28 protein-coding genes are annotated in these 26276 nt (G+C 69.6%); 14 read left to right on the forward strand and 14 right to left on the reverse strand.

The window, feature by feature from the left end:
- Positions 1 to 4: 4 nt before the first annotated feature.
- Positions 5 to 1321 carry a hypothetical protein gene (locus QHF85_RS06570; RefSeq protein ID WP_281326203.1) on the forward strand — a complete coding sequence of 439 codons (1317 nt, stop codon included), beginning with the start codon at positions 5 to 7 and terminating at the stop codon, positions 1319 to 1321.
- A gap of 92 nt (positions 1322 to 1413) precedes the next feature.
- Positions 1414 to 2343, forward strand: a complete 930-nt coding sequence (locus QHF85_RS06575; protein WP_281326204.1) for a cation diffusion facilitator family transporter — start codon at positions 1414 to 1416, stop codon at positions 2341 to 2343.
- 3 nt (positions 2344 to 2346) lie between these two features.
- On the opposite strand, the gene QHF85_RS06580 is transcribed toward QHF85_RS06575, so the two are convergent.
- The gene (locus tag QHF85_RS06580) at positions 2347 to 2775 is read right to left on the reverse strand and encodes a hypothetical protein (protein ID WP_281326205.1); all 429 of its coding nucleotides are present in this window, start codon (positions 2773 to 2775) and stop codon (positions 2347 to 2349) included.
- Between the two features lie 291 nt (positions 2776 to 3066).
- Here QHF85_RS06580 and QHF85_RS06585 point away from each other — a divergent pair, with 291 nt between their 5' ends.
- Both QHF85_RS06585 and QHF85_RS06590 read left to right on the forward strand, forming a co-directional pair.
- Entirely contained in the window at positions 3067 to 3891 is an 825-nt protein-coding gene (locus QHF85_RS06585) for a hypothetical protein (protein ID WP_281326206.1), read from the forward strand.
- A 105-nt stretch (positions 3892 to 3996) separates the two neighbouring features.
- On the forward strand, positions 3997 to 4266 hold the full coding sequence (locus tag QHF85_RS06590; protein WP_281326207.1) for a hypothetical protein: 270 nt from the start codon (positions 3997 to 3999) through the stop codon (positions 4264 to 4266).
- Positions 4267 to 4269: 3 nt separating this feature from the next.
- Here the strand turns inward: QHF85_RS06590 and QHF85_RS06595 are convergent, their stop codons facing one another.
- The 8 genes from QHF85_RS06595 to QHF85_RS06630 all read right to left on the reverse strand — a co-directional run bounded on the left by QHF85_RS06595 (position 4270) and on the right by QHF85_RS06630 (position 14069).
- Positions 4270 to 4884, reverse strand: coding sequence for a hypothetical protein (locus QHF85_RS06595; protein ID WP_281326208.1), 615 nt, complete (start codon positions 4882 to 4884; stop codon positions 4270 to 4272).
- Between the two features lie 6 nt (positions 4885 to 4890).
- Complete coding sequence (locus tag QHF85_RS06600) at positions 4891 to 5916, reverse strand: site-2 protease family protein (RefSeq protein WP_281326209.1); 1026 nt, start codon at positions 5914 to 5916, stop codon at positions 4891 to 4893.
- Between the two features lie 32 nt (positions 5917 to 5948).
- Positions 5949 to 6608: a molybdenum cofactor guanylyltransferase gene (locus tag QHF85_RS06605; RefSeq protein WP_281326210.1), complete on the reverse strand. Its 660-nt coding sequence runs from the start codon at positions 6606 to 6608 to the stop codon at positions 5949 to 5951.
- Positions 6605 to 8524, reverse strand: a complete 1920-nt coding sequence (locus tag QHF85_RS06610) for a molybdopterin biosynthesis protein (protein ID WP_281326211.1) — start codon at positions 8522 to 8524, stop codon at positions 6605 to 6607. The genes QHF85_RS06605 and QHF85_RS06610 overlap by 4 nt, the downstream gene beginning before the upstream one ends.
- 15 nt (positions 8525 to 8539) lie before the next feature.
- Positions 8540 to 9793, reverse strand: coding sequence for a gephyrin-like molybdotransferase Glp (glp, locus tag QHF85_RS06615; protein WP_281326212.1), 1254 nt, complete (start codon positions 9791 to 9793; stop codon positions 8540 to 8542).
- 7 nt (positions 9794 to 9800) lie between these two features.
- Positions 9801 to 11429, reverse strand: coding sequence for an NAD(P)H-dependent oxidoreductase subunit E (locus tag QHF85_RS06620; RefSeq protein ID WP_281326213.1), 1629 nt, complete (start codon positions 11427 to 11429; stop codon positions 9801 to 9803).
- A 21-nt stretch (positions 11430 to 11450) separates the two neighbouring features.
- Positions 11451 to 11675 carry a hypothetical protein gene (locus QHF85_RS06625; RefSeq protein ID WP_136928993.1) on the reverse strand — a complete coding sequence of 75 codons (225 nt, stop codon included), beginning with the start codon at positions 11673 to 11675 and terminating at the stop codon, positions 11451 to 11453.
- Between the two features lie 288 nt (positions 11676 to 11963).
- Positions 11964 to 14069, reverse strand: a complete 2106-nt coding sequence (locus QHF85_RS06630) for a DUF2330 domain-containing protein (RefSeq protein WP_281326214.1) — start codon at positions 14067 to 14069, stop codon at positions 11964 to 11966.
- 211 nt (positions 14070 to 14280) lie between these two features.
- Here QHF85_RS06630 and QHF85_RS06635 point away from each other — a divergent pair, with 211 nt between their 5' ends.
- From QHF85_RS06635 to QHF85_RS06655, 5 genes are all read left to right on the forward strand, one after another.
- Positions 14281 to 14907 carry a MerR family transcriptional regulator gene (locus tag QHF85_RS06635; protein WP_281326215.1) on the forward strand — a complete coding sequence of 209 codons (627 nt, stop codon included), beginning with the start codon at positions 14281 to 14283 and terminating at the stop codon, positions 14905 to 14907.
- Positions 14904 to 15332, forward strand: a complete 429-nt coding sequence (locus QHF85_RS06640; protein ID WP_281326216.1) for a DUF2203 domain-containing protein — start codon at positions 14904 to 14906, stop codon at positions 15330 to 15332. Before QHF85_RS06635 ends, QHF85_RS06640 begins: the two co-directional genes overlap by 4 nt.
- 5 nt (positions 15333 to 15337) lie before the next feature.
- A complete protein-coding gene (locus QHF85_RS06645) occupies positions 15338 to 15901 on the forward strand; it encodes a GTP cyclohydrolase I (protein WP_281326217.1) in 564 nt (187 codons plus the stop codon).
- A 61-nt stretch (positions 15902 to 15962) separates the two neighbouring features.
- Positions 15963 to 16616 carry an LON peptidase substrate-binding domain-containing protein gene (locus QHF85_RS06650; protein WP_281326218.1) on the forward strand — a complete coding sequence of 218 codons (654 nt, stop codon included), beginning with the start codon at positions 15963 to 15965 and terminating at the stop codon, positions 16614 to 16616.
- A 49-nt stretch (positions 16617 to 16665) separates the two neighbouring features.
- A complete protein-coding gene (locus tag QHF85_RS06655; RefSeq protein WP_281326219.1) occupies positions 16666 to 17646 on the forward strand; it encodes a hypothetical protein in 981 nt (326 codons plus the stop codon).
- A gap of 60 nt (positions 17647 to 17706) precedes the next feature.
- On the opposite strand, the gene QHF85_RS06660 is transcribed toward QHF85_RS06655, so the two are convergent.
- Together QHF85_RS06660 and QHF85_RS06665 are read right to left on the reverse strand one after the other, a co-directional pair.
- The gene (locus QHF85_RS06660; protein ID WP_281326220.1) at positions 17707 to 18231 is read right to left on the reverse strand and encodes a hypothetical protein; all 525 of its coding nucleotides are present in this window, start codon (positions 18229 to 18231) and stop codon (positions 17707 to 17709) included.
- Positions 18228 to 18803 (reverse strand): hypothetical protein, encoded by a 576-nt coding sequence (locus QHF85_RS06665; RefSeq protein ID WP_281326221.1) that lies wholly within the window; start codon positions 18801 to 18803, stop codon positions 18228 to 18230. Before QHF85_RS06665 ends, QHF85_RS06660 begins: the two co-directional genes overlap by 4 nt.
- A 420-nt stretch (positions 18804 to 19223) precedes the next feature.
- Here QHF85_RS06665 and QHF85_RS06670 point away from each other — a divergent pair, with 420 nt between their 5' ends.
- On the forward strand, positions 19224 to 20300 hold the full coding sequence (locus QHF85_RS06670; RefSeq protein WP_281326222.1) for a hypothetical protein: 1077 nt from the start codon (positions 19224 to 19226) through the stop codon (positions 20298 to 20300).
- A 14-nt stretch (positions 20301 to 20314) separates the two neighbouring features.
- Here the strand turns inward: QHF85_RS06670 and QHF85_RS06675 are convergent, their stop codons facing one another.
- Complete coding sequence (locus tag QHF85_RS06675; protein WP_281326223.1) at positions 20315 to 20950, reverse strand: TetR/AcrR family transcriptional regulator; 636 nt, start codon at positions 20948 to 20950, stop codon at positions 20315 to 20317.
- Positions 20951 to 21058: 108 nt separating this feature from the next.
- On the opposite strand from QHF85_RS06675, the gene QHF85_RS06680 reads away from it, so the two are divergent.
- Positions 21059 to 21778 (forward strand): Coq4 family protein, encoded by a 720-nt coding sequence (locus tag QHF85_RS06680; RefSeq protein WP_281326224.1) that lies wholly within the window; start codon positions 21059 to 21061, stop codon positions 21776 to 21778.
- 3 nt (positions 21779 to 21781) lie between these two features.
- On the opposite strand, the gene QHF85_RS06685 is transcribed toward QHF85_RS06680, so the two are convergent.
- Both QHF85_RS06685 and QHF85_RS06690 read right to left on the reverse strand, forming a co-directional pair.
- Positions 21782 to 22423 carry a hypothetical protein gene (locus QHF85_RS06685; RefSeq protein WP_281326225.1) on the reverse strand — a complete coding sequence of 214 codons (642 nt, stop codon included), beginning with the start codon at positions 22421 to 22423 and terminating at the stop codon, positions 21782 to 21784.
- Between the two features lie 471 nt (positions 22424 to 22894).
- The gene (locus tag QHF85_RS06690; RefSeq protein ID WP_281326226.1) at positions 22895 to 23554 is read right to left on the reverse strand and encodes a hypothetical protein; all 660 of its coding nucleotides are present in this window, start codon (positions 23552 to 23554) and stop codon (positions 22895 to 22897) included.
- A 642-nt stretch (positions 23555 to 24196) separates the two neighbouring features.
- On the opposite strand from QHF85_RS06690, the gene QHF85_RS06695 reads away from it, so the two are divergent.
- The 3 genes from QHF85_RS06695 (at position 24197) to QHF85_RS06705 (ending at position 26249) form a co-directional block, all read left to right on the forward strand.
- A complete protein-coding gene (locus QHF85_RS06695) occupies positions 24197 to 25465 on the forward strand; it encodes a toll/interleukin-1 receptor domain-containing protein (RefSeq protein WP_281326227.1) in 1269 nt (422 codons plus the stop codon).
- Positions 25462 to 25950: a toll/interleukin-1 receptor domain-containing protein gene (locus QHF85_RS06700; RefSeq protein ID WP_281326228.1), complete on the forward strand. Its 489-nt coding sequence runs from the start codon at positions 25462 to 25464 to the stop codon at positions 25948 to 25950. Before QHF85_RS06695 ends, QHF85_RS06700 begins: the two co-directional genes overlap by 4 nt.
- Positions 25951 to 26015: 65 nt before the next feature.
- The gene (locus QHF85_RS06705) at positions 26016 to 26249 is read left to right on the forward strand and encodes a hypothetical protein (RefSeq protein WP_281326229.1); all 234 of its coding nucleotides are present in this window, start codon (positions 26016 to 26018) and stop codon (positions 26247 to 26249) included.
- The last annotated feature ends 27 nt before the right edge of the window (positions 26250 to 26276 follow it).

Here is a 26276-nt window from a genome sequence, read left to right on the forward strand (position 1 = left end):
ACCGATGTACCGCAAAGAGGTCAACGAGCGGAGCCCCATGCGGGTCTTCGAGAAGTCGATGCGCGGCGGCCTGGGCCGCGGCAACGTGGGCGTCGTGCTGTCGCGCGCGGGCGTCGGCAAGACGGCGCTGCTCGTGCAGATCGCGCTGGACGATCTGCTGCGTGACAGGCGCGTGCTGCACATCTCGACGGAGCACGCCGTCGATCACGTGCGCGCCTACTACGACGAGCTCTTCCACGACATCGCGACGTACACGAAGCTCGCCGAGCCCGAGTCCGTGCGCCTCGACCTGGAGCGTCACCGGCTGATCTTCTCGCTCCTCGGTCATGCGAACACGACCGAGGGCGCGTCGTCGTCGATGAAGAAGCTCGTCGACACCGTGGCGTTCGCGCGCGAGATCGCGCACTTCTCGCCGGACGTGATCATCGTCGACGGCTTCGACTGCGCGCACGCGACCGAGGCCATGATCGACACGCTGATCGCCCTCGCGCGTGATCACTCGGCCGAGCTCTGGCTCTCGACGACGACGAAGGCCGGCGAGGCCACGGCGGGCTCGGCGCCCGCGCCGGTCGATCGGTTCTTCGACAAACTCGGCGTCGTGGTCTTCCTCGACCCCGAGAAGGACGTCGTGCGCCTGCGCCTGCTCAAGGACCACGACAGCAAGGAGATCGCCGATCTCTCGCTCCGCCTCGAGCCGCACACGATGCGGATCATCGACGCGGACATCCCGCCGGCCTCCGAGCGCCAGCGTGACCCGAAGCGCTTCCGCCTCTACTCGGGCGGCGCGAAGGGCGCGGAGGCGGCGTTCGGCGCGTGTGCGGAGCGCTGGGGCCTCACGGAGACGAACTTCAGCTTCGAGGGCCACACGCTGCGCGAGCGTACGCGCGGGGTGCACGTGCTGAGCGAGGCGGACCTGCGCCGCGGCGACTTCAGCCTGGTCTACGTGTCGAAGCGCCTCGGCCGCGTGCTCAGCGAGATCCCGCTGGTGCGCAACGTGCTGCAGACGATCTGGTACCAGATCAACGCGGCGCGCGAGGTCTTCGTCGTCGGCCAGATCCAGGACGACGGCACCGTGCGCGGCGGCACGGGCTGGGGCGCGGAGCTCGCGCGTCTCTGGAAGAAGCCGCTCTACGTCTTCGATCAGCAGAAGCGGACGTGGTTCCGCTGGAGCGGGACGGCGTGGGAGATGGCGACGCTGCCGATGATCAAGAGCGAGGCCTTCGCCGGCATCGGCACGCAGAACCTGACCGACGACGGCAAGCAGGCGATCGAGGAGCTCTTCCAGCGATCGTTCGGCGACCCGATCTCGGCGCGCAGCTGACGAGCCCCGCGTGATGAGAGGAGACCCCCGGCATGGCGTGACCATGCTGGGGGTTTCGTCTTTTCAGGGCCGCTCGTGATACAAGGGCTGCCGTGTCGTCGTCGGAAGACCATTCGACCTCCCATATCGTCCAGTCGCTGATCACCAACCTCGCCATCGCGGCGGGCAAAGGCGTGGTCGCGTTCCTGACGGGCTCGGGCGCCTTGCTCGCCGAGACGCTGCACTCGACGGCGGATTGCGGCAACCAGCTCCTCTTGCTGCTCGGCGTGAACCGGGCGCGGAAGAAGCCGGACGCGTCGCATCCGCTCGGCTACGGGCGCTCGCTCTACTTCTGGTCGTTCCTCGTCGCGCTGCTCCTGTTCTCGGGCGGCGGCGTGTTCTCGATCTACGAGGGCATCCACAAGCTCGGCCACCCCGAGCCCGTGGAGAAGGTGCACCTCGGCCTCGGGATCCTCGGGTTTTCGCTGTTGCTCGAGGGCAACGCGACGATCTCGAACATCCGCGAGATGAACAAGCGCCGCGGGCAGAAGCCGTTCTTCCAGTACCTCAAGGACACGAAGGACTCGGACCTCGTCGTCGTCTTCGGCGAGAACGCGGCGGCCTCACTCGGCCTCATCCTCGCGTCGATCGCGCTCGCGGCGGCGTACCTGACCGGGGATCCGAAGTGGGACGCGATCGGCAGCATCGGGATCGGGGTCGTCCTCGTGGCCGTGGCGGTCTTCCTCGCGGTGGAGATCATGTCGCTCCTGATCGGCGAGTCGGCCGATCCGGAGGTCGAGGTGGCGGTGCGCCAGGTCGTCGCGGCGCACCCGAAGATCGATCGGGTGCTGCACGTGATCACGGTGCAGCAAGGGCCCGGCGAGGTGCTCGTCTGCGTGAAGGTGAGCTTCTACGACGGCGTGACCACGAACGAGGTCTGCACCGCGATCAACGAGTTCGAGGCGTCGCTGCGCCACCGGAGGTCCGACGTGCGGTGGTGCTTCGTCGAGCCGGACATCCCCCGGTCGGCGCAGGTCGCCTGAGGCTCAGGCGTACTTTTCGATGACCTTCGAGAGGCGCGGGACGGCCTCCTCGACGTGCTTCTTGGCCGTGCCGCGCAGCGATTCGTAGGTCGAACGGACGAGCGCGTTTTTCGCGTTTTTCGATTTCGCGTCGGTCACGGAGAGCAGGGCGTCCGCGACGCGCCCGCGGTTGTCCTGGAAGAATTTGACGGGATTGCCCGCGGACACGCCCTCGGCCCAGATCGGGTCGACCTTCGTGGCCATTTCAGGCAAGAGCGACTCGATGACGTGCGGAATGAAGCCGGGCTTGATGCCCTTGATCGCCTTGTAACCCGCCTTGAGCGGGAGCGCGGCGAGCCCCTTCGACGCGACCTCTTCGTCGATCAGCGTGGCGCAGTCGCTGATGATCCGGCCCTTCTTGTCCTTGTCCGCGAGCGCATCCGAAAGTCCCATTCTTTTTCCTCCAAGCGCGGCCTTCCTAGCACACGCGCCGCGTCACGCGCGAGTTTCACGCCCTTGCTCGAAACGCCTCGTCCGCCCCGAGCAAGCGCCTTTCGAGGCGGCCCGCGCGAAGCGATCGACGTCGAATGGACATGCACGCTCGCTTCAAGTTGGTAATATGAGGCACTAGCTGAGCATACCGCTTGGATTCGGGGGGATCCAATGAGATCGAGTTGCGGCGTCTGTGGGGGGACCCGGGAGGGAGAGCGCCCGGGGACGGAGGCGACGGTCTGTCCTCGGTGCGTGTCGAAGGAGTTCGCCGCGCGTTTTCGGGGACAAACGACCATCGTGGACGACGATCCAACGTGCATCTGGGCGCCCGGAAGCAGGCGCGAGGGGCCGCACAGCAAGCTGGATCGGCTGGAGGATCTGCACGAGCTCGGGGACCGCTCGCGTTCGTCGATGCTCCCGCCGGTTCCGTCCGACGTGTTCCCCGGCGAGGTGTCGATGAGCATTCGCGCGGCGATCCGTGGCGTCGACCTCTTCCCGAGGGCCGTGAAGTCGACGCCGCCACCGCCGCCGCCGCCGAAGAGCGACGCCGCGCGCGAGCGCGAGCCGGCGTCGTCCCGTCCACGACCGATCACGCTCGACCGGGTGCTCCTGGCCGTGGCCGTGGGCGGCTCGCTCGTGATGGGGTACAAGGTCGGCGAGGAGCGGGCCGCGCGTGCCGGGCGTTCGCTCCTGTCGGAAAACCCGGAGCTCGCAGGCCGGGTGATGCCGGGCGCGACGGAGCGGGCGCATCGCATCGCCACGTCGTTCCGGCTGGAGACGACGCCGCCGCCGCGCGCGGAGGAGCCGGTGAAGGCGCTCCCCGAGGCGAAGCCCGCGCAAACGGCCATGCCCGCGCCGAGCTGGCAGAGCCACGTGCCCCGGGCGAACCGGAGCGCGGCGGCCGTCGCGAAGGCGCCCGAGGCTGCGCCCGCGCCCGAGGCCGCGCCCGAGGCTGCGCCCGCGCCGGAGCCGGCGGCGGTCGCGGCGGAGGCCGAAGAGGAGCCGACGCCTTCGGTGCCCCCGCCGACGATGTCGCTCGTCGAGGCGATGGCGGCGGCCGTCAAAGCGAAGCCTTGAATTTCGCGCGCCCTTTTCGCGTCGCAGCCGCGAGCGAAAAGGGCGCGAGCAGCATCTCTTCTTACGTACTTAGATCCGTCGACTTCTTACCTTCGAGAGAACGACATGCGCTTTCTTTCGCCTCGCATTCGCCGCCGTCCATCCATTGCACGCCATGATCGGAGGCCCGTCCCGGTCGATCCCTGGTCTTTCACGACAACCGAATACGTGGAGCGCGTGACCTTCGTCGAGTTTGTCCTGGCCGAATTCGAGGACGAGGAGGAGGGCTCGGGCCTCGATCCCGCCGCGGACGCGCAGGCGACGGGGGCGCGGGTGGCCCGGGCGCGGCGCATCGGGCGACCGCGCGCGGGGCTGCGGCGGCGCGCCGTGGGGTGAGGCTCAGCGCGGGCAGTCGACGTCGGGATTTTGGGCGTCCGAGGGCGCGCCGGCGTCGTCGAGCCCGAGGATGCCGACGTGGAGGCCGAGGGTCCCGATGGACGTGTCCCGCGCCGGCAAAGCATCGAGGTTCCCCTGGAGGCCGATGGAGACGTAGGTGAGCGAGCGGCACAGAATGCGGGCGTTCGGATCGTAGGTCTTTCGCACGGGAATCCCGACCGCGAGCATTCCGTACAGGCCGACGTTTCCGTACGAGGTTCCTTCGAATTTCTGGAGTCCGAACGAGCCACCGGCGGTCCCGACGACCGCCACTTTCGCGCTCGTCGAGCCGACGAAGAGCCCCGGCCGTAATCCGAGGCCGAACCCCAGCGTCGATCCGCGCAGGTACGCCCCCGATGCGATGCCCCAGCGGCGCGCGACCTCGGAGGGCGGCTTGCGGTCGAGGAAGTCCTCCGCGGGCTGCATGTCCACGTAAATGTTCGTGTTCGCCTCGACCCCTCCGTTCGGCGCGCCGTTGGCGAAGGACACCGTCGGCCCGATCTGCGTGTGCCCGAGGGCATTGCAACCGGTGGCGAGGAGCGCGGGCGCAAAGAGCAGGGCAGGGGAGGCGGAGGTCATTTCATTTCAATATTTCGCCCAGGGCGTGGGCATGAAGAGAAGGACGAAGACGACGAGGGAGAGGACCGCGACGCCGCGGCGCATGGGCGAGAGCTCACCGGGCTCGGTCGGGGGATGGTCCTTGCCGCCGAGCCGGCCGAGAAAATGGACCAGGACGAACCACACGAGCCACGAGATCGAATTGCCGACGGCGTCGCCGATCCCCGCGCCGGCCCGGAGCGCCGGAGGCAGGAAGCGGGCGAGGTTCAGGAGGAACATGCCGAGCATCGTGACGTGGACGATCCGGGCATACCGATTCTGCTTCTCGCCGAAGAGGGCGTACGCGATGTGGCCGCCGTCGAGCTGGCCGACGGGGACGAGGTTCAGCATCGTGACGAAGAGCCCGACCCAGCCGGCGAACGCGGGGCCATTGAGGAAGACGTCGTGCCCCGGGGGGATCGTGCCGATGGCGAGGCGCTTCAGCGCGAAATAGAGCAGGCATTGCCCCTCCTGGATGCCGTCCTCGGGGATGGGCAGGACGGGCGAGGTGCGCAGGCCGTAGAAGATCACCGGAATGGCGACGAGGAGCCCGGCGAGCGGGCCGGCCGCGCCGATGTCGAGCAAGGCATTGCGGCTCTTGATGCGGCCGCGCATGCCGATGACCGCGCCCATGGTGCCGAACGGGCTCAAGAGCGGCAGGGGAATGAAAAAGGGGAGGGAGGCCGGGACCTTGTGGAGGCGCGCCGCGAAGTAATGGCCGAGCTCGTGCGTCAGGAGGATGGCCATGAGCGGGACGGTGTAGGTCCACGCGCCGAGCACGGCGCGGACCTGCGCGGCGAACGGCGCGCCCTCGGGGACGAGGCCGTTCGAGAGGGCGAAGGTGACGAGCGTCGAGACGATGGTGAGGACGAGCAGAGCCAGGTTTTTCTGCCACCGGAGCGGGCCCTCGTCGGCCTCTGCGCCTTCGACGTGGGGATCGGGCGGAGGCGCCTCGTCGGCCTTTGCGTCGGCCGCGGGGGAAAGGTCGGTCGTCTCGGCTTCGTCCCGTTGCATCGGGCCTAGCGTGGCCGGCCTTCGGCCTTGGCTCAAGCCGGATCGCGCGGCCGCGGGAGGCCCGCGACGTCGAGCGCCGCGAGCCAGTCTTCGGGCGTGTTGAGGTTTCGCAAAGCGAGGATTTCGTCGCCGGAGAGAGAAAGGCCAGGCGCTTCGCGGAGGCGATCTTCGGGGACGACGAGGGTGCGCACGCGCTCGAACAGGAAAAACGGGCGGAGGCGGTCCTCGGCGAGGAGCGCGTCGATCTCGGACACGACCGAGACGCCATACACCGCCGCGAGCGGGTGGTAATGCCCGCCGCCGCGAGGGACGACGACGTCATGCGCGGAGCCGCGGAGATCCCAGAGAAAACGCACGAGCGCGGGATCCACGAAAGGCGCGTCGGTGGAGGAGACGAATGCGGCGTCGGCCTTGCCGGAGAGCGCCGCGAGGCCGACGGCGATGCCTTGCAGAGGCCCGCGGCCTTCGACGGGGTCTTCGACGAGGGTGACGTCGGGCGGCAGGGGCGGGAGGTCTTGCCCGGGAGCGCGGACGACGACGAGGGGCGCGGCGACCGCGGCGAGGCGACGCACGACGCGCTGGAGGAGGACGTCGTCGCCGAAGGGGAGCCAGGCCTTGGGGCGGCCCATGCGGCGGCTACGGCCGCCCGCGAGGACGACGGCGCCGAGGCCGAGGACTCGGTCGGCGCTCACGCGCGGAGCCCTCGGTCGCGGAGAGCTTCGCGCGCCGGTGCGGACGCGAGCTCGGCGAGGAAGGCGCGCACGGCAGGCCGGCCCATGCGGTTCGAGGGGACGACGAAGTCGAAGCGCTCCTCGCCGAGCGGGAGGAAGCCGAGGCCCCGATCCCGCGCCACGATGTCGATCGCGATGCCGAAATCGGCGCGGCCTTGCGCAACGGCCGCGGCGACGGCGCGGTGGGACGAGGCCTCGACGGAGTGGCCGGCAGGGCGCGCGTCGCCGAGGAGGCGATCGTAGAGCGCGCGGGTGCCGCTGCCGCGGTTTCGGTTGATCATCACGATGCCCTCGGCGCGGGCGGCCTCGCGGACGGCGTTTTCGGCGCGCTTGCCCTCGAAGCGCGGATCGCCGGGGCGGAAGACGACGCCTTGCATGCGGCCGTAGCCGCGGACGAGCTCGAGCCCGGGGGCGAGGAAGGGCTCGTTGTAAATGCCCGTGTTCGGGTCGTAGAGGTGGACGCCGGCGACGTCGCATTCGCCGCGGCGCACGGCCGAAAGGCCGGCCTCGCTGCCGACGGCGATGAGCTTGCTCGTCGTGCCGCGCGCGGCGAGGCGGCCGAGCAGGACGTCGAGGCCGACGCAATGGCTGCCGATGACGACGAGATCGACCTGGCGCGGGCGTGATCCGGCGATGGGGTGGATCACGACGGTGTCGCCGGCGTCGAGCATCTCGACGCGCTCGTCCACGATGAAGAAGCCGTCGGCTTGCGAGAAGGTGGTGACGGAGCCCGAGCCCTTGCCGATCGGATACGCGACGCGCGCGCCGTGCTCGTCGTCGACGAGGCGCACGAGCACGTACTCCGTGCGGCCGTGTTCGCTCGTGACGCGGAACGGGAGGCGCGCCGTGACCGTGTCGTCCGCGCGCTCGGAGAGGCCCGCGAGCGCGCGGATGACGGGCGCGACGAACTCGTGGAACGTGAAGATCGCCGAGGTCGGGAAGCCCGGCAGGACGACGACGGGTTTGCCGCGGGAGACGGCGAGGCAGAGGGGTTTGCCGGGCTTGAGCGCGACGCCGTGCACGACGATGCCAGGCGGAGCGAGGGTCTCGGCGAGGACACGGGCGTTGAGGTCGCCGGGGCCCTTCGAGGTGCCGCCCGAGAGGAGCACGACGTGCGCCGCGGCGAGGCAGCGGTGGAGCGCGTCGCGGACGGAGGTCTCGTCGTCGGGCACGATGCCGGCGAGGATCGGCTCGCCGCCGGCCTCGCGGACGGCGTCGGCGAGGATGCGCGCGTTCGAGTCGTAGACCGCGCCGGACGGCAGCGGGTGACCAGGCGGGACGATCTCGTCGCCGGTCGAGAGGATGGCCACGCGCGGCCGCGCGAGCACGGCGACCGTGTCTTTGCCGATCGCCGCGAGCACGCCCGTCTCCCGCGAGGTGAGGCGCTCCTTCGCGCGGAGCACGACCTCGCCCTGCGCGACGTCGGTGCCGGCGTAGGTGATCGATCGGCCGGGGATCGAGGCCTTCGTGATGAGCACGTCGTCGCCGTCGAGGGCCGTGTGCTCGACCATGACGATCGCGTCGGCGCCGCGCGGCACGGCGCCGCCCGTGGGGATCGCGAGGGCCGTGCCCGGCTCGACGGTGACGTCGGGGAGGCGGCCCATCGCGACGCTGCCCGGCAAGCGCCGGAGCCGCTGCGGCTCGGCCTCCGTGGCGCCGAACGTGTCGGCCGCGCGCACCGCATATCCATCGACGTTCGAGCGATCGAAGCCGGGCACGTCGACGGGGCTCGCGACGTCCTCGGCGAGCAAGCGCCCGAGCGCTGCGTCGAGCGGGACGACCTCGACGCCGATCGAGCCGAGCTCGCCGATCGCCGCGCGGAAGCGCCGCTCGGCCTCGTCCCGGTCCACGACGTTGAGGAACTGCGCTTGCTTCACGACGCCCCCCCGAGGTCAATCGTACAGGAAGACCTCGACCTCCTCGCCCTCGTCGTGGCCCTCGCTGCCGGCAGGGACGAGCACGACGCCGTCCGCGCGGGTCGTCGAGGAGAGGATCGACGCGCCGCTCGTCATGATCGGCGTGACGCGCGCACCGTCGTACTTCACGCGGACGTAATCCACGCGGCCGAGCTCGGAGACGAGCTTCGCGGCGAGCCGGCCCTTTCCGCGCGGGTGTGGCCACGCGCGAGGGAGGCCGCCGAACGCGCGGATCGTTGGACCTGCAAAGAACTCGTACGCGCACAAGCAGGAGACCGGGTTGCCCGGCAGGAGGAAGACGGGGCGCGGTCGATCCTTGCCGGGGACGAAGCCAAAGCCGGCAGGGCTCGACGGGCGCATCGCCACGCCGTGCACCGTGACCTCGCCGATCTCGGCGAGCGCGAGCGGCGCGTGATCCTCGGGGCCCACGGACGATCCGCCCGAGACGAGCACGACGTCCTCGTCGCCGTCCCCGATCGCCTCGCGCACGAGCTCGTACCGATCGGCCGCGCGCACCGTGGGCGAGAGCGCGCCGCCGTCCCGCGCGACGAGCGCCCGGAGTACGACGCTGTTCGAGTCCACGATGCACGATCCTTCGGGCATGCTGCCCGGCGCGAGCAGCTCGTCCCCCGTGATCACGATCCGCACGCGCGGCCTTCGCACGACGGGCACGAGGCCCGCGCCGACGCTCGCCAAGAGCCCCACGTCTTGCGGCCGGAGCTTGCGACCGCGTTTCGCCACGATCGTGCCCGCCGGGACGTCCTCGCCGATCGCGCCGACGTGCTTGCCGGGCGACACGGGTTCCGCGACGGAGACGATCGTCTGATCGCCGCGCGTGATCTCCTCGGCGCGCTCGGCCATGAGGACCGCGTCCGCGCCCTCGGGCACCGGCGCGCCCGTCGTGATGCGCACGGCCTCGCCGCGACGCAGCGCGCCCGCGAACGGTCGGCCCGGCCTCGCCTCGCCGATGAGCACGAGCGACGCGGGCGCATACGTGCTCGCGCCGAAGGTCGACTCCCCGACGACGGCCCATCCATCCATCGCGGCGCGGCGGAAGTGCGGCACGCTCGCGGCGGCGGCCACGTCTTCGGCGAGCACGCGCCCGCTCGCCTCGGTGACCGGCACGCGCTCGGCTTCGAGCTCGGCGGCGCGGGACGCGAGCGTCGTCAGCGCCTCGTCGACACTCGCGCGCTTGCGGAAGCCACGCATGCGTACGTCTCGCACGGCCATGGCTCGATCATTCCTCCGGGAAGCGGGCGCGCACGTCGTCCTCGAAGGCGCGCTCGACGGAGAGGAACGGCGCGATCGCGACCTGGCCGAGGCCGCAGATCGAGGTGTCGGCGAGCGTCTCGGCGAGCTCGGACAGCACCGCGAGGTGGCGCTTCTTTCCGCGCCCGAGCACGGCTTCTTCCAGGATCGTCACGGCCTTCTCCGTGCCCACGCGGCACGGCACGCACTTGCCGCACGACTCGTTGCGGAAGAACGTCACGACGTTCGTCACGAGATCCACGATGTCCGCGCCTTCGCACACCACGAGCACCGCGCCCGAGCCGAGCATCGAGCCGCGCTTCTGGAGCGCGTCGAAGTCGAGCGGCGCGTCCACGGCGTCGGCGCGCAGGAAGTTCGACGAGGCGCCGCCGGGCGCGATCGCGAGGATGGGCCTTCCGCCTTTCGTGCCGCCGGCCTGCTCGATGAGCTCGCCGATCGTCGTGCCCATCGGCACCTGAAAGACGCCCGGCCGCTCGACGTCGCCCGAGAGCGCGATGAACTTGAGCCCGCCCGAGCCACGCACGCCGCGCGCCTTCCACGCCTCGGCGCCCTCCTTCACGATGAGCGGCACGTACGAGAGCGTCTCGACGTTGTTGATCAGCGTGGGCTGACCGAAGAGCCCCTTCTGTCCGGGGAACGGCGGCTTGTTCCGCGGCTCGCCGCGCTTGTCTTCGAGGCACTCGAGCAGCGCCGTCTCCTCGCCGAGGATGTATCCGCCCGGCGAGACGGCGATCCGCACGTCGAAGGGCAACCCCGGGCCGAGGGCGTCGGGGCCGAGCGCGCCGCACTGCCGCGCATCTTCGATCGCACGCGCGAGGTTCTTCCGCTCGGGACCGTACTCGTGACGGATGAACACGATGCCCTCGGAGGCCCCGACGACGAGCGCCGCGATGGCCATGCCCTCGATCACGAGGTGCGGCAGCTCGTCGAGGATCACGCGGTCCTTGAACGTGCCCGGCTCGCTCTCGTCCGCGTTGCACACGACGTACTTCGGGCGCGCCGTCTCCTTGCGGACGAGCTTCCACTTGAGCCCCGTGGGGAACCCCGCGCCGCCCATGCCACGCAGCCCGCTCGTCTCGAGCGTCGCCTGGACGCGGTCGCCCGCGAGCGCATCCCCGCGGAGCGAAGCGAGCACGCCGTAGCGAGATGCTTCATCCTCGTACGGATCACTCGCCCAGCGTCGAGGCGGGGAGGGCGCTCGTTCAGGCCGCGGCTCGTCGGCCCAGCGGACGGCGTGGGCGAGGTCGTCGAGGTCTCCCGCGTACACCGGTCGCTCGTTGAGCGCGGCGGCCGGCGCTCGATCACATCGGCCGAGGCAGCTCACCTCGCGCACTTCCACCGATGGGTCGGCGCTGATCGCCTGCCGCGCCCGCGCCAGGAAATCGCGTCCGCCGGCGAGCCTGCACGTCACGTCGCGGCAGAGCGCGACCTCCACGCGCGGCGGGGGTTTTCTGCGGAAGTGCGGGTAAAACGAGACGAGCCCTTCGATCCGGTAGAGCGGAACGCCGAGCTTCTGCGCGAGCGCGGCGAGGCGCGCGTCGTCGAGCCAGCCGTGCTCGTGCTGTAAGTCGTTCAGCGCGTCGATGATGGCGCCCACGTGCGCCCCCCTGCTCCGCGATCAGCGGCAGAGCCTGCCAATGTCCGTGATGCGCTCCTTGAGCTCCTGCGGCGGCAGGAACACGCCCAGCGCGGCCTGAAGCGTGGGGAGCGCGCGCTCGAGATCGTCACGCTTCATCTTCGCCGCATCGACCCCGATCCGCGCGAACGCTCGCTGGATCGTGCCCTTCGCGAATACCGGCGAAAGGCCGCTGCGCTGGACTACTTGATCGAACAGGGAGTCCACGCGCGCGCCATCCTTCGTTGAGCGGGTTCATGCATCCCGAGCAAGCCGATCCTAACGGATTCTGGTGCTCGTGTGGCGCCTGGGCGATCGCTGCCTAGGCCGCGATGACGCTGTTCCCTCTCGCGAGTCTGGCGCCCGGCGCGATTCATGGTTCGGGTATCCTATCACGCCGGCTCGGACGGCAACACGGCCGGTAGGGGATCCTCCGACGTTTTCCTGCCGCGCCGATGAGATCGGGCCGCATGCTCGCTCGCCCCGGACAGCCCGTGGAGCGAGCATGCGGGGCCCTCACGACGAAGCGCGCTCGCGACGGGGTTTGTCCTTGGAGACACGCCGCGAACGGTCCGGCCGCGCGAGGCGACGCAGCGGCGCGAGGATCGCGAGCAGGCCGAGCGTGATCACGGACGCCTTCGGCCCGCGCTTGCGCAATTTTTTCGCCGGAGCGCGGTGCATGGCCGACGACACGTCCTCGTGGTGGGACGCGTCGATCGTCGCGACGCGTCGAGCCGCGCTGCTTGCTTTGCGCGCCGCTTCCCAGTCGCCCCAGTCGTCACTCTCGCTGCCGTCGTCCGTGTCGCCGCTGCAGTCCGAGTCGCTGCTGTCGTCGCCGTCGTCGTCCGTGTCGCCGCTGCAGCCGTCGCTCGACGAGTCGTCGTAATAGCCGTCGTCGCCGGTGTCGGAGGTGTCGCCGCTGCAGTCGTCACTCGACGAGTCGTCGTAGTAGCCGTCGTCGCCGGTGTCGGAGGTGTCTCCGCTGCAGTCGTCACTCGACGAGTCGTCGTAGTAGCCGTCGTCGCCGGTGTCGGAGGTGTCGCCGCTGCAGTCCTCGCTCGACGAGTCGTCGTAGGAGCCGTCGTCGGAGGTGTCGCCGCTACAGTCCTCGCTCGACGAGTCGTCGTAGTAGCCGTCGTCGCCGCCGCTGCCCGTGTCGTCGGTGATCACCGGCTCCGCGGTGCCCACGCACGTGCAGGCGACGTCGCTGTCGTAGTCGTCGTACGAACCGCCCGATCCGCCGACGCCGACGCCGACGCCGACGCCGTTCGATGCGCCTTGCCCGCCCGTGTTGCTGCTCCCGCCCGAGCTCGCGCTGCCGCTGCCCGTCGTGCTGCTGCTGCTGCTGCCGTCGCAGGAGGCGAGGTCGAGGCTCGTCGTCGTGAGCAAGGGCAGAACATCCGAAGCCGCGGGGTCGAACGTCACGGGCCACGCGCTGCCGGCCGCGTTTTTCGCGATGAACAGCGTCGCGCGCGTGAGCACCGCGTCCTTCGGGACCATGCCGGAGAGCGCGACGGAGAGGTCGTCGGCGATGCCGCCGCAGCGCAGCTTCACCGGATCGATCTCCGCGCCCGCGGGCGACTCCACGCACGCGGCGCCGCCGTCCACGATGCCGAGACCGGCGCGCGGACAGCTCTCGGCCACCGGATAAGGCTCGTCGAGCGCGACCGCGGCCGACGCGATGCAGGTCGATGCGCTGGGGCTGCCGTCGCCGTAGATCGCGGCGCGCTGGAAGAAGCTCGTCACCACGCCCGTGATCGAGCCCGTGCCGTTCGCGATCGGCACGTTGCTCACGAGCGCCTCGTGGCTCGCGGCCTCGATCAGCACCGCATTCGAGCCGCCGGCGAGCAGCTCGTCCGCGCGCAGCGTGACGTAGTTCGATTCGTCGTCGCCCGCGCTCCAGTGCAGATCGTTCGTCGGGATCGTGATCGGCTTGCTGCCCGCGAGCACGGCCCTGCCCTTGCCGAGCAGCCACGCCGTGACGCGCAGATCCGCCGCGCCCGCGCGCGTCAGGGCGAGCGGGAGCACGGGCTCCTGCGTCGGGGACACGACGCGCAGGGTGGAGGTGACGAACGGCGCGTTCGGCGCGTCGAAGCGTTCGGCGAAGAAGCGCTTGCCCGCCATGCCGTCGAGCGCGGCGTAGACGTCGGGCGCGATGCTGAAGCCGTGCTGGTTCGCCCACGCGAGGACCGCGGCCATGTCCGGCAGGACGATGGATTGGACGGGCGCGAGGCTCTCGATCGCGCCGAGGTCGTCGGTCACGTGGAACGGATCCGTCTCGCCGGAGGGCTCCTGTCCGGGGCACGTCGGGGTCACGCCGTTCGGCGGGAAGACGCGCGGCGCGGTCGCCGCGTTGAGGGCTTCGAGCCATGCGTCGGAGCTGTGATCGAGCGCGGCGCCGGGGGCGACGGGGACGATGATCGCGAACGGGCCGGCGTCGGCGGAGGCGCGAAGGCTGGTCCAGAGCGTGGAGCGCGCGGGGCCGACGGCGACGGCCACGCGCTGCTCGATCGGCGTGGTCGGTTCACTCGGGAGCCAGGCGCCGGCGGCGTCGGCGTGCTGGGTCATGGCGAGGGTCGTGATCGCGGCGAGGCCCGTGAGAGGGAGCAAGCGCAAGTGCATGCAAGGGCCTTCAGCAAGCGACGTGCCTCCACCGAATTCAACCGACGAAGCGGAGATTTGTGCTTCGCCGCTCAGGATGAGAACTGTCGTTCATAGCGGGCTGCGCAAAGCTGGGAGGGCAATGAAAAAGTCGCATGTGAGGACGTAAACACACGAGCACGGCCGGGAAGCCCCCTTGCCGGTTACGTAACCTCATGTACCCTCGAACCCCGTGGATCCTCATGCACCTGCTCCGCGCACCGATTCGCCCGCCGTGGCGGATGCGCATGCGGAGGCGGACCGCCCTCGCGAGACGCAGCTCCTGACCACCGGTGAAATGGCGCGGCTGTCGAACAGCACGCTCCGCACGGTGCGTTTCTACGAGGAAGAAGGGATCTTGCGGCCCGCCCGGCGCACCGACGGCGGGCATCGGCTGTTCGAGCGCACCGAGCTCGATCGGCTGATGCTCGTGACGGACATGCGCATGGCAGGGCTGTCGCTCGACGACATCAAGGCCATCCTCGACGTGAAGAAGACGGCGTCGTCGGGGTCCGCGGCCGCGCAGCAGGCTACGCGCGTCCTCGCCGCGCGGATCGACGAGCTGAAGGAAAAACTCGCGGTCCTGAACCGCCTGCGTGACGACCTCGAGGAGACCACGAAGATCGTCGAGCCGTGCATGCGCTGCGAGGACGAGCGGGCGTTCCCGACGGCTTGCGAGACGTGCACCGTGATGACGTCGCATCCGGTCTTGCCGCGCAGCGTGCGCGTGCTGTGGTCGATCAACCCGTGCAGCCACGAGCAGGCGCGCAAGGTCATGGCGCAGCCGGGCGGGGCCGAGGGCGAGAAAGAATCGCCTTGAGCGTCCGGCGGATCTGGACGGTGAACGAGGCGAACGCGCTCGTGCCGCGCCTGTCGCTCCTCGTCGGTGAGCAGATGCGTCGCGCGTTCGACATCGACCAGCGCCTGCGCGCGATGCGAGCGCGCGGCCAGGGCGGGCGCCTGCTCGTGATGATCGAGGGCGAGGAGGCGCTCGACCCCGAGGAGCGCGCGCTCCGCGCCGAGCTTCTGGTCTACGAAGAAGGCTGGCGCGCCATCGAGGAGCTCGGCGTGGCCGTGAAGGATCCGCGCATCGGCCTCTGCGATTTCCTCGGGCAGATCGAGGGCCGCGACGTGTGGCTCTGCTGGCGGTACGGCGAGCGCGCCGTCGAGCACTGGCACGAGCTCGATCAGGGTTTTTCCGGGCGCAAGCCCATCGGGATCCCCTCGAAGCCGCTGTATAACTGACCATCATGATCGATCGCAGAGCAGCCGCGCGCGCCGTGGAGGATTTTCTGCGCGCCCTCGGGCACGAGCCCGTGGGCGAGCTCGAGGGCACCGGCGAGCGCGTGGCCGACGCGTGGGCGGACGACCTGCTCGAAGGCGAGTCGATCGACGCCGCCGCGGTGCTGCGCGAAGGCTCGCTTGGCGTGACCGATACGGGCACGGGCATCGTCGTCGTGCGCGACCTCGCGGTCACCACGATCTGCCCGCATCACCTCTTGCCCGCGTTTGGCTCGGCGATCGTCGCGTATCAGCCGGGCGCGCGCGTCGCGGGGATCGGCACGCTCGCCCGCGTCGTCGACGTCGTCGCGCGCAGATTGACGCTGCAGGAGCAGATCGGCGCGACGGTGGTCGACCTCATCGGCCGCGAGCTCGAAGCGAAGGGCGCGCTCTGCAAGCTCTCGCTCACGCACACCTGCCTCGTGTCGCGGGGCGAGCGGAAAACCGGGGCGATCGTGGAGACCCTCGCGTTCGGCGGATTGTTCACCACGAGCGAGGGCCGCGCGCTCGCGCTCGCCGCGCTCGGCCGCTGAGGCTCGTCCGTTCAGGGGTGTCGGCGTACGCCCCACCTGTGGTGCGTGCTACGTTCGGTCGATGAACACCCTTTCGGATCTGCTGGAGGCGCTCCCGGCGTTGCCCCTCTTCCCGCTGCCGAACGCGGTGCTCTTTCCAGGCGCGCTCTTGCCCCTGCACATCTTCGAGCCCCGCTACCGCGCGATGGTGGCCGATGTGCTGAAGACGCACCGCTCGATGGCCATCGTGATGATCACGAACGAGCGAGCCGTCGACGCGCATGGACATCCCGAGATCGCGGAGGTCGCCGGGCTCGGGACGATCCTCGACCACACGGAGCTCCCGGGCGGTCGGTACAACATCCTCCTGCGGGGCCGCGTGCGGGTTCGTCTGTCGGAGCTCCCGTTCGAGCCGCCGTACCGGCGTGCCGCGGCGGAGGTGCTCGTGCCGCCGGACGAGGACGTCACGCAGAGCGAGCTCTCGGCGCTGGTATCGACCGCGACGGCGTTCGCGCAGTTCGTTCGGGAGCGGGAGCGTGGCTTCGAGTTTCGTTTGCCGCGCGACGCCAAACCGGCTTTGCTCGCCGACCTCTGCGCCCACCACCTCGTGCTCGACGCACGCGAGCGTCAAGCGATCCTCGAGACCCTGTCACCACGTGCGCGTGTTCGCCGCGTGGCAGAGGTCCTCGCGATGCAGAGGCACGCGCTCGGGCCGGGCGGGCGCGACCTGAATTGAGCGCGGACAGCGCGTGCGCGGCGCTCCTCATGGGCTACTCTGGCCGCCCATGACCGTGAACGTCCCCCCTGCCTCCGCCGACGCGCCGATGATCGTCAAGCACCCGGGCTGCCCCGAGTGGGGCCTCGGCTATCTCTCTGAAGAGCGCGACGACAAGCGCTTCTACGACTTCGAGGACGGCATGAGCCACTCGATCGCCAAGGCCTTCTGGTCGAAGCTCGAGCCGGTCACGCTGGGCGCTGCGGAGGCGCGCGCCCTCGAGAAGAAGGTTCGCGGTCTCAAGGATCAGCGGTCGCCGTCGGGCAAGCCCAAGCAGAAGGCGGTGGCGCCCGTCCTGCCGAACTTCGACGCGCAGTTCGCGTTGTTCCTGGAGATCTTCCCGGGCGGCTTCACGAGCGCGCGTTTCGCCAAGGAGGAGCGTGGGGTCGAGGATCCGAACCCGACGGCCAAGAAGGCCAAGGCCACGCGTGCGATCGCGATGGCCACGGCGCGTGATCTCCTCGCGCGCGACGTGCTCGACAAGCAGATCCAGGCCGGCGCGTTCGCGGAGATCGTGGCGAACGTGCGCGCGGTTCACAAGGCGGCGACGGGCCTGCTCCACCCGCTCGGCGACATCATCCCGTTCGGCAAGATGGCGGCCGAGCACGACCGTGCCGTCGCCGAGGCGGTGCGTGATCTGCTCCATGGATCCGACGCGTACGACGCGCGCTTCGATCGGCTCGTCGCGGTCCTCGGCAAGGCGAAGCTCGCGACGTGGCCGCTCGCGACGGTGCTCTCCGCGCTCCTGACGCCGGAGGAGCACGTCTTCGTGAAGCCGTCGTTCTACGAGAAGCAGGCGGCGATGATGAGCTTCCCGCTGAAGTACGAGCGCGCGCCGAGCGCCGCCGCGTACGAGCGCATGCGCGCGCTCGTCGACGACATCACGCAGAAGCTCACGGAGAAGGGGCAGGCGCCGCGCGACAAGATGGACGTCTACTCGTTCATGGCGCGCACGATGTCGCCGCAGCAGCCTCCGAAGAAAGGCGCGTAGTCCCGAGGAGCGAAGATCGCTGCGCGATCTTCCGAGCATCGAACCGGTCGATGCTCTCCTTCAGGCTCCTTCGTCCTCACCCAACGAGAGTGTCGCGTCGAGCAGCTCGCCGAACGTCGCGGGGCGGTGGGCGCGTGCAGGGGATGCGAGCGCGACGAGCTCGTCCTCCGGCAGCACGCGCCGCACGATCGCAGGCCCTGCGGCGGCGGTCGGCTCGATGAGCACGCGCGCGTCGTCGACGGGCGTCTTTCGCTCCACACCGAGCCATCCCGCCTTGCGCGTGGGCGGCGGCTCGGCCGTGAGGCCGTCGATCTCCCAGGTCGAGTAGTCGTCGACGCGCTCGTCGCCGCGGGCCTGGGGCGCGCGCACGCTCGCGACCTTGCGCGAGGCAGGAGGTCGCTCCTCGGACTCGGGGAGCGGCTCGGCCTCGGGATCGAGGATGCCTGGCAAGGCGTCGTCGAGCGGCAGCTCGTCCTTGAGCGATCGGGGTTGTCGCGACGAAGCGGGCGGCACGAGGTCCGGCGTGGACTTCGAAACCTTCGTCTCCGGCGAGCCCGGCCAGTCCTGGTCGTCGTCGTCGCTCAAGCGTCACCTCGAGAGGCGGGCTCGTCGAGCTCGGCGAGCACCTCGGCCCATACCGTGCCTCGCGCGAGCTCCGCGCGCATCCTGGCCGTCGCGCCGGCGTTGCTCACGAAAAACCGCGCGCGCCCCTCGATGCGTTCGAGCCGCACGACCCGCGCGCTCTTGCCGCTCGCCACGGACAGCGCGCCTTCGAGCGCGATCTCGCAGAGCTCGTCGCCGTCCGCGCCGAGCGGCGAACCTGCGATGACGAACACGAGCGCGCGTCCCCACCGCTCGAGGTCGAGCGCGCCGAGGCCGGCGAGCGCCCACGCGGCGGCGAGCTCGGAGAGCGCGGCTTCGGGGCTCGCGTCGAGCATCACGCGTGAGAGGTCTGCGCCTTCGGAGGCGAGGCGTTTGGCGGCGGCGCGCCCGATCGACTCGCCGAGGGCGCGACCGAACACGCGACGCGCGGCCGGGCTCGCGCCGCCCCAGAGCGCCATGAGCGCCGAGGCAGGCACGACGAGGCGCGCCTCTCCGCCGAGCCGCACGAGCCCTTCGGCGAGGTCGAACGACAAAGTCCCCGCGTTCGTGTACATACGCTACCCGTGTCGAGCGGCCTTCGGAGCCCGACGAGCTCGGACCTCATGGTTGTAGGGCGTCGCGCCGAGGGGTGTCAAATGGCGGCGTCGCGCTCGTCACGCATACGCGGGGCCGTCGGGTGGGCGGTGCTCCTGGTCGCTGCGGCTGCCGCTGTCGCGCCTGCGGCTGCGTCCGCGCCTGCCGCCGCCTCCGCTTCCGCTCCCGCCGCCGCTTCCGCCGCCGCTCCCGCCGCCGCTCCCCCTCCCGCTCGCCCCGCCGGGCCCTCCGTTCTCCCGGCCCGCGAACGCCCGAACGCCGCCTCCGTCCCCAAGGCGGCCTGCTCCTTCCTCGCGCCCGTCTGCGTCCATGCCGGCGCCTCCGTGGCCGACGGCTCCATCCTCCGCGCCCTCGCCTCTGCCGAACGCTCGCTCCGCGCCATGACCGCGCTCGGCTTGCCGCTCCCCTTGCCCGACGACGCGCGCGGCGGCGACGCGCGGTACGACATCTACCTCGACGAAGGCGCCCTCCCGCCGTCCACCGTCCCCGACGGCATTGCCACGGGCGACGCCTGGGACCGCGCCGCGGCATTCTCCGTCCTCCCGCCGCCCGATCCTGCGGCCGGCTGCGCGTTCGACGCGGACCTCACCCGCGCCCTCGCCCATGCCTCCGCGCTCCGCCTCGACGCGGGCGCCGAGCCCTCCGCGATTGCGATGGCCTCTTCCGAGCTCGCCGCCACGATCGTCGATTGTGGCCTCGTCGACGCCGCCGCCGTCGACGACTTTCAGCGCGCGCCCGAGCGTGCGCTCACCGCGCTCGCGAGCCCTGACGAACCCTCGGGCGCCTTCCTCTTCGCGCGTTTCCTCGACGAGAACTACGGCACGGGCGTCCCTTCCGGCGTCCTCTGGGGCCTGCTCGCCGTCGCCGGCCAGCGCACCGAGCCTTCCGCGCTCCATTTCGCCAACGAGCCCGACGTCTTCGACGCTTTGCGCAGCAATGCCCGCGCCCGCGACAAACCTTTCGAGGACCTCCTCCTGGATTTCGCCATCGACCGCGCGTTCGTGGGCTCGCGGAGCGACGGCGGGCACCTCGCGGACGTCGAGCGATTCGGCGATTTCGGCCGCGTCCGCTTCGAATGGTCCGTCGCCTACGACAGCCTGCCGCGCAGGCTCGCGCCGCTCCGGCCGATCGAATCGACCGGCACGACGTACCTCTGGCTCGATTTGCAAGGCGCGCCCGAGGACGCCGAGATCACGTTCGCCGCGGACTGGGAGCTCGGCGTGTTTTTCCACTGGGCACTCGTGAAGATCGACCGCGCCGGCGCCGAGGTCGGCCGCGTGGTCCTCGCCGGCATCAATGGCGCGACCCACGCCGACCGCACGATCCGCGACCTGCGCGGCCTCGCCGGCCTCCTCGTCGTCGGCGTGAATGCGGGCAGCATCGACCGCAGCCACCCGTTCGACCCCGACGAGGGCCCCGACTTGCCGCGCGCATATACCGTCACGCTCTACAAATGATTCACGTGGCGGCCTCACTCGCCATCGAGGTGTCGCAAGAGCACGCGCGTCAGCCACGCACGGAAGCGCGCGCCCGCGTCGTCGCCTTCGAGCCCGGCGTTGGTGAGCATCGTCCGCCCGAGAACCGATGAGCCGAGCAGCGCGAGCGCCGCGAGCACCACGACGTGCGCGGTGTCCTCGCGTGTCTTCGGCTTGAGGCCCTTCTCGTTTCGCTTCGCCTTGCGCATGGCGTGCGTCGCGTCGACGACGTCCGCGAGGCGCACGTCGGCGGAGTCGACCGACTCGCCCTCGAGCGCGAGCCACATGAGCACGCGCCCGCGACCGCTCTTCGTCAGCGCGTCGAACACGGCATCGAGCATGGCCGAAAGGTGCGCCTCGTCGCCGCTCGACGCCTCGATCGCCTCGATCAGCTGCCGATGAATCGATTCGAGCGCGCGGCTACAGACCGCCTTTACGAGCGCCTCGCGGCTGCCGAAGTGGTGGAGCACCGTCGGGTGCGACACGCCGACGTCGGCGGCGACCTCCTGCAGACGGATGCCCGCAGGGCCGCTCGATACGAGGCGCTTCTCCGCGGCCTCGAGGATGAGCGCGCGCGCGCTTTCAGCATCCCGACGAACACGCGGTTTCTTGGGTCGACGCGAGGTGGACACGTCCCCAACGTCGCACGTCCCGGTGTTGCCGACAATCTTGTCGGTAGTTGTTGACAAGATTGTTCATAGTGTTCATCCTCCGGATCGTCCTGATTTGGAGGTCTTCCCATGGCCACGTCGCACTCCCGCATCGAGCTCGGTCGCGCGCTTCGTGCGGCCCGCATCCTCGCCGCGGATCCCGATGACCTGCCGCAGGTCTTCACCATCATCGAGGCGCTCTCGGGCGCCACGCTGAAGCGCATCGCCGACCGCATGGCGACGAGCGAGACCGGGCGAAAGCTGCTCGGCGAGCGCCCCGACATCGTCGACGTGCTCGCCGACCGCGAGGCGCTCGCCCGTCTGCCCGAGGGCTCGCTCGGTCGCGCCTACCTTTCGTTCGTCGAGCGCGAGAACATTTCGGCCGAGGGGATCCGCGACGCCGCCGTGCGCGGCACGACGGGCCGAACGCCGCTGCCCGAGCCGGTCGAATGGGTGCATGGCCGCATGCGCGACACGCACGATCTGTGGCACGCCGCGGTCGGGTACGAGGGCGACGTCCTCGGCGAGACGGCTTTGCTCGCCTTCTCCTTCGCCCAGACGCAGAACCCTGGGATCGCGCTCATCATTGCGATCGGCCTCGTGAAGACGCTCGGCAAGCCCGAGGCGCGCAGCGTGATCCTCGATGGTTTCCGCCGCGGCAGGAAGGCGGCATGGCTCCCTGGTCAAGACTGGGCGTCGATGCTCGCGCTCCCCGTCGACGAGGTGCGCCGCCGCCTCTCGCTCGAAGCGCCGCCGGTGTATACGCGGGTCAATAGCTCCGAGGTCAAGGCCGTCGCCGCCGCCGCGTGACCATTAGCTGACGATCGGCACGCACAAGGCCTGCGTGCTGTTCACCGTGCCGGCGGCGTAGCCGAGCAATCCTTGCAAGAAATACCCGGGCGGACACGTATCGGTGAACGGGACGCCGCCCATGCCCCCGAACGAGGGCTTGATGCTCCCGGGCGCGCCCATTTCCACCCAGGGCCGCACGCGCGCGCAGCGTACGCCGATGCGATCGAGCGTGGTGGCGGCGCGGCCCCGCACGGCCATCACGGCCTCGTTGTGCGGGCATTCCGAGGAAAACGCTTCTCCCGTCGTGCCCCCGATCATCGGCCTCTCGTCGCGATTCGCGAACGCGCCGTTCTCCAGCATGCGCGCGCAAATCAGCCCGAGGGCGCCGACGGTCGTATCGATCCGGCCCCGAATCCCGACCACGAGCTCGTCTTGCGCGCACGTCAATGCGTAAGGGTCGCCGGCCGAGCCGCCGCGCAGGTCGAGGAGGAGCGGCGTCGTCGCGTCGATCGCGTACGTGACCTGGTACTCGGCTCCGGGGACGGGAGCCTCGGAATCCAGGGTGAGACGTTCGGACGGCGCGGGAGAGGGCTCGCACGCGGCGAGGGCGACGCACGCGGCAAACGTGAGCAGAGGCTTCGCAGGGGAGGGGGGCGCGGGCATGATGAGGGGGGAATGGGCAGCGGGCGTGCCAGGGGGGCGGACCGGGGTTTGCGCGTGTTCCCCTGATTTTCGTAGGGTTCTCGTCGCCGAAAATGAGCATGCACGAGGGTGGAACGCGTGGAGCTGGCGAAGAACGCGCGTTGCGACGGTTCGCAGCAGGCATCCCTCCGGAAGGATGCGCGCTCCGCGGCCGGGGAGGACGTGGATGCCTGGAAGGACGCCCGTTGCCAAGGCGTGAAGGACGGGTCGTTTCGGCAAAAAACGGGCGTAGGCCGGTGTGGAGGGCGCGTCCCGGCGGAAGGAGGACGCCTCCGGGCGGGCGGAGAGGGCGTCCTTCCGGAGGGATGCGTCCTGCGACGCGCCGGAGGCGGCGTTCTTCGAGATGCGGCGACGGCTGCGAGATGTAGAAAAGCGAAATCTGGCGAGGGACGCCGGCTGCGAGAGCCTGCGCGTGCCCGAGGTTCGCCTGGCTCAGCCCGTCGGCTCTTTCAGCGCCCGCCGCCGGCCTTCCTTCAGGAAGAACGTCTCGGTGACCGCTGGCCTCGCCTTGTAGAGATCCCTCAACCGACCGTAGGCGCTTTCGAGCTGCTCACGGACGATCCTCCGCGCGTCGACCTCCGCCCGGAAGGCCGCGTCGGCCAGGTCTTCCGCGGCCTGCTCCGCCTTGATGGCCTGTTCGAATGCGGCGCGCGCAGCGTCGAACTTCGTGAGGATCGCCGCGCAAATCGGGTGTCCCCCGAATTTTGCCAATCGGTCGCGCAATGCACCGAGGGTCGTGAGCTGCGATTCGCCCTCGGGGTCGATCTCCTTGCCATACCCGTCAGGGAACACGGTGGCGCGCGCATTCAGCGTCGGATCCTCTCGATCGAGCTTCGCCAGATCCCCGTCCATATCACGAATCACGTTTTCCAGCGTGATTTCCGCCGCATCACTCGCCGCAGACGCGGCGACCGCGTCCTCCTCCGCGTCCTCGTGGGCGCGCGCCTTCGTCGTGAGGTCGGCGAGCTTGAGGGCCATTTCCTCGTGGAGGTCGGCGTGGAGCTTCGTGTTGCCCGTCTTGACCGTCGTGCAGTGATATCGACCGGCGCGCTTGTGGGCAGGGGTGCCGTCGGTGGGGCGGAGGCGACGCATGAGGACTCCTTTCAGTGAGTGAACGTGCGGGAGCGTACGGAGGAGAGTTGGTAGGGGGCAAGGGAAATGTGGGGAGACAACCGAACTCGCGGTAACGTCGGATCGCCCCGCCATCGCGGAGGCCTGCACGCTCAGGCAACGACCTCCGAGGGGGAGCGTACAAGCAGAGCCACCCCAAGGGCGCTGAGGTCGTTAATCACCCATGGGCATTCTTCCATGGGTTCGATGCGAATAATGAAGGGCACTACCTCAGCTTCACCCGCTTCCAGATAAAGGTGAAGAAGCACTGGTCAGAACAGTGGCCTTATGAAAGCAAGACCGATTCCTGCAACAGCCACGCGCCGATGGTGGGTGTATACACCAAAATGTTGAAGACATGGGAGTCGTTTGACAAACCGTATCCGCTCTCCCGGGAGCAGATCTTGGCGATCGTGAATGCTGCGCGAGGGTAAGCCGGGGATTCACTCCGCTCGAGGAGCCTGACAGCAGAAAACCTTCGGCTTCGCTGGCTTCGCTTCGCCGTCCGGCTGGCCTCCGCTGGGCACGCAGGCGACTGCGAGTTCGCCGTGCTCGAGCCGCCCTGTTCTCTGCGGATTTTTGACATTCGCTTGGAGGTCGCGTAGTGTCCCCTACCGTCTCGGGATGCGCATGGCGATCAACATCTACGTCTCGTTCGCGTCGAGCTCGCCGAGGGACGTGGCGGCATGTGAGGAGCTCGAAAAGCACCTCCAGCCGCTCCTCCAGACCGGCCGCGTTCAGGTTTGGCATGCGGGATACCTCCTCGGAGGGGATTCAAGGTCGACCCGCGGCGCTCGGCTCGAGCAGGCGCAGATCATCGTCTGTCTGCTCACGCCCGATTACCTCCGAGATTCGCAATGCCAGGCCGAAGAGGCGCGCGGGTGGGAGAGGCACGAGCAGGGGAGCGCCAGGCTCGTCCCGGTGCTCGTGCGCGCGTTCGACTGGAAGGCGACGAGGTTGTTCCCGGCGGGTCGCGTCGTGCTCCCGTCCAATGAGAAGCCCGTCGAGAGCTGGGGCCGGGACGCGCGCGACGAAGCCTGGCAGGACGTGGCGAAGGGAATTCGCGGTATCGTCAAGCAGCTCGCCGGGTGGTCGATGACGGAGAGCAGCATACGATTCGTCCCTCCGCCGCTCCCCGCCCGCCGCTTTCCCTCGTTCGTGTTCGTCGGAGTCGCCGTGGCGCTCCTCTCGCTCGGGCTCATCATTGCTCTTCCGAAGTTCCTCCCCGACGAGCCCTCTCCGCGCGCCGTGACCCTGCCGCCCATCCGCGACTCTGTCACCGCGACCGCGCCACCCAAGGCCAAGGCCTCCGTCGTCGCCGGCCATTCGACCTGCGGTGCTCCTTGTTGTGGGGGCAGCGAGTGTGCGACGACATGGGACAACACGAACGCCGCCGTCATGAAGGCGATATGCCCGGCGGGGGCGCAAAGCTGCACCGATTGCCCTTCGGAGCGTCGATGCGTCCCTGGAGGATGTTCGGACAACCTGTCACCCTCGCATTCCTATGTCATTCGGCTGTCTCATGCGATCGTGAACGGGAACGATGTCCCCGCGGAGGGTAAGATTTGTTTTCGCCGCGCCGGAGCCAGGGAGTGGCTGGGGTGCATTCCGAACACCGATGCCAAGGCGAGGGAGAAGGACAGGAAACCCTGGGCAGGCCCTTTGACCCGGATCCCGGTGGTGCTCGGGGATCTGCTTGAAGGCAATGGGCTCGTGGCTGAAGTCTGGGTGGAGGAGCAACGGTGGGCGACGGGCACGATCGCGCTCGAAACCAACCTCAAGACGACCGCCCTTTGCGTCGGCGTGACCATGCGCCTCGACCCGGCGGAGTTCGCCCCTCCACCGGGCGGCGACAGATCCACGCGTGTGCTGTTTTTTCTCGATGAGCCGTGATTTCGAAATTCCTCGAGGAGGTCTCCGTGACCGCGCCGATCGACGTCTTCATCTCGTATTCCCACCGCGACGAGCCCTTTCGCGAGGAACTGGAGAAGCACCTCTCCCTCTTGCGGCGCAGCGGTGCGATCCGGAGCTGGCACGATCGGCGGATCGGCGCCGGGGATGATTGGAAGGCCGCCATCGACGAGAACCTCGACCGAGCTCGGATCATTCTCCTGCTCGTGAGCGTCGACTTCATCAACTCCGACTATTGCTATGATATCGAGCTGAAGCGGGCGCTTCAGCGTCGCGCGTCCGGGGAGGCGGTCGTCATTCCGATCATCCTACGGCCATGTGACGATTGGCAGAAGACGCCGTTCGGAGCGCTTCAGGCTCTGCCGCGCGACGGAAAGCCGATCAAGGCTTGGGCCGATCCGGACGAGGCGTGGACCGACGTCGCACGAGGGATTCGCCGGGTCGTGGAGAAACTCGCGGCGCCGTAAGAAACCTTCTCCTTTGCCCCGGCCCGAAGGCTTACTCGTGCATGGCCTCCCCGAGCACGCGAGCCATGAGCGAGAGCAAGGAAGATCCGACCGACGCAGCCGACAAAGACGCCGACCGGCCGGAAGAACGACCCGCCGCGGCGACGGAGACGGAAGCGGGCCCGGCCGCCGAAGCGGACGCGGAAGCGGAAGCCAAGGGGAAACGTGTCGGCGACGCGAGGACGTTCCACCGGGCTTCACCGGGCGGCGAGGAGCTTCGCGGGCGAATGCATTGTGAGAGTGAACACGCGCCGAGTTGACGGAAACCGGGATTCCTGATCACATCC

The sequence above is a fragment of the Polyangium sp. 6x1 genome, from assembly GCF_029946515.1.
Taxonomy (GTDB): domain Bacteria; phylum Myxococcota_A; class Polyangia; order Polyangiales; family Polyangiaceae; genus Polyangium.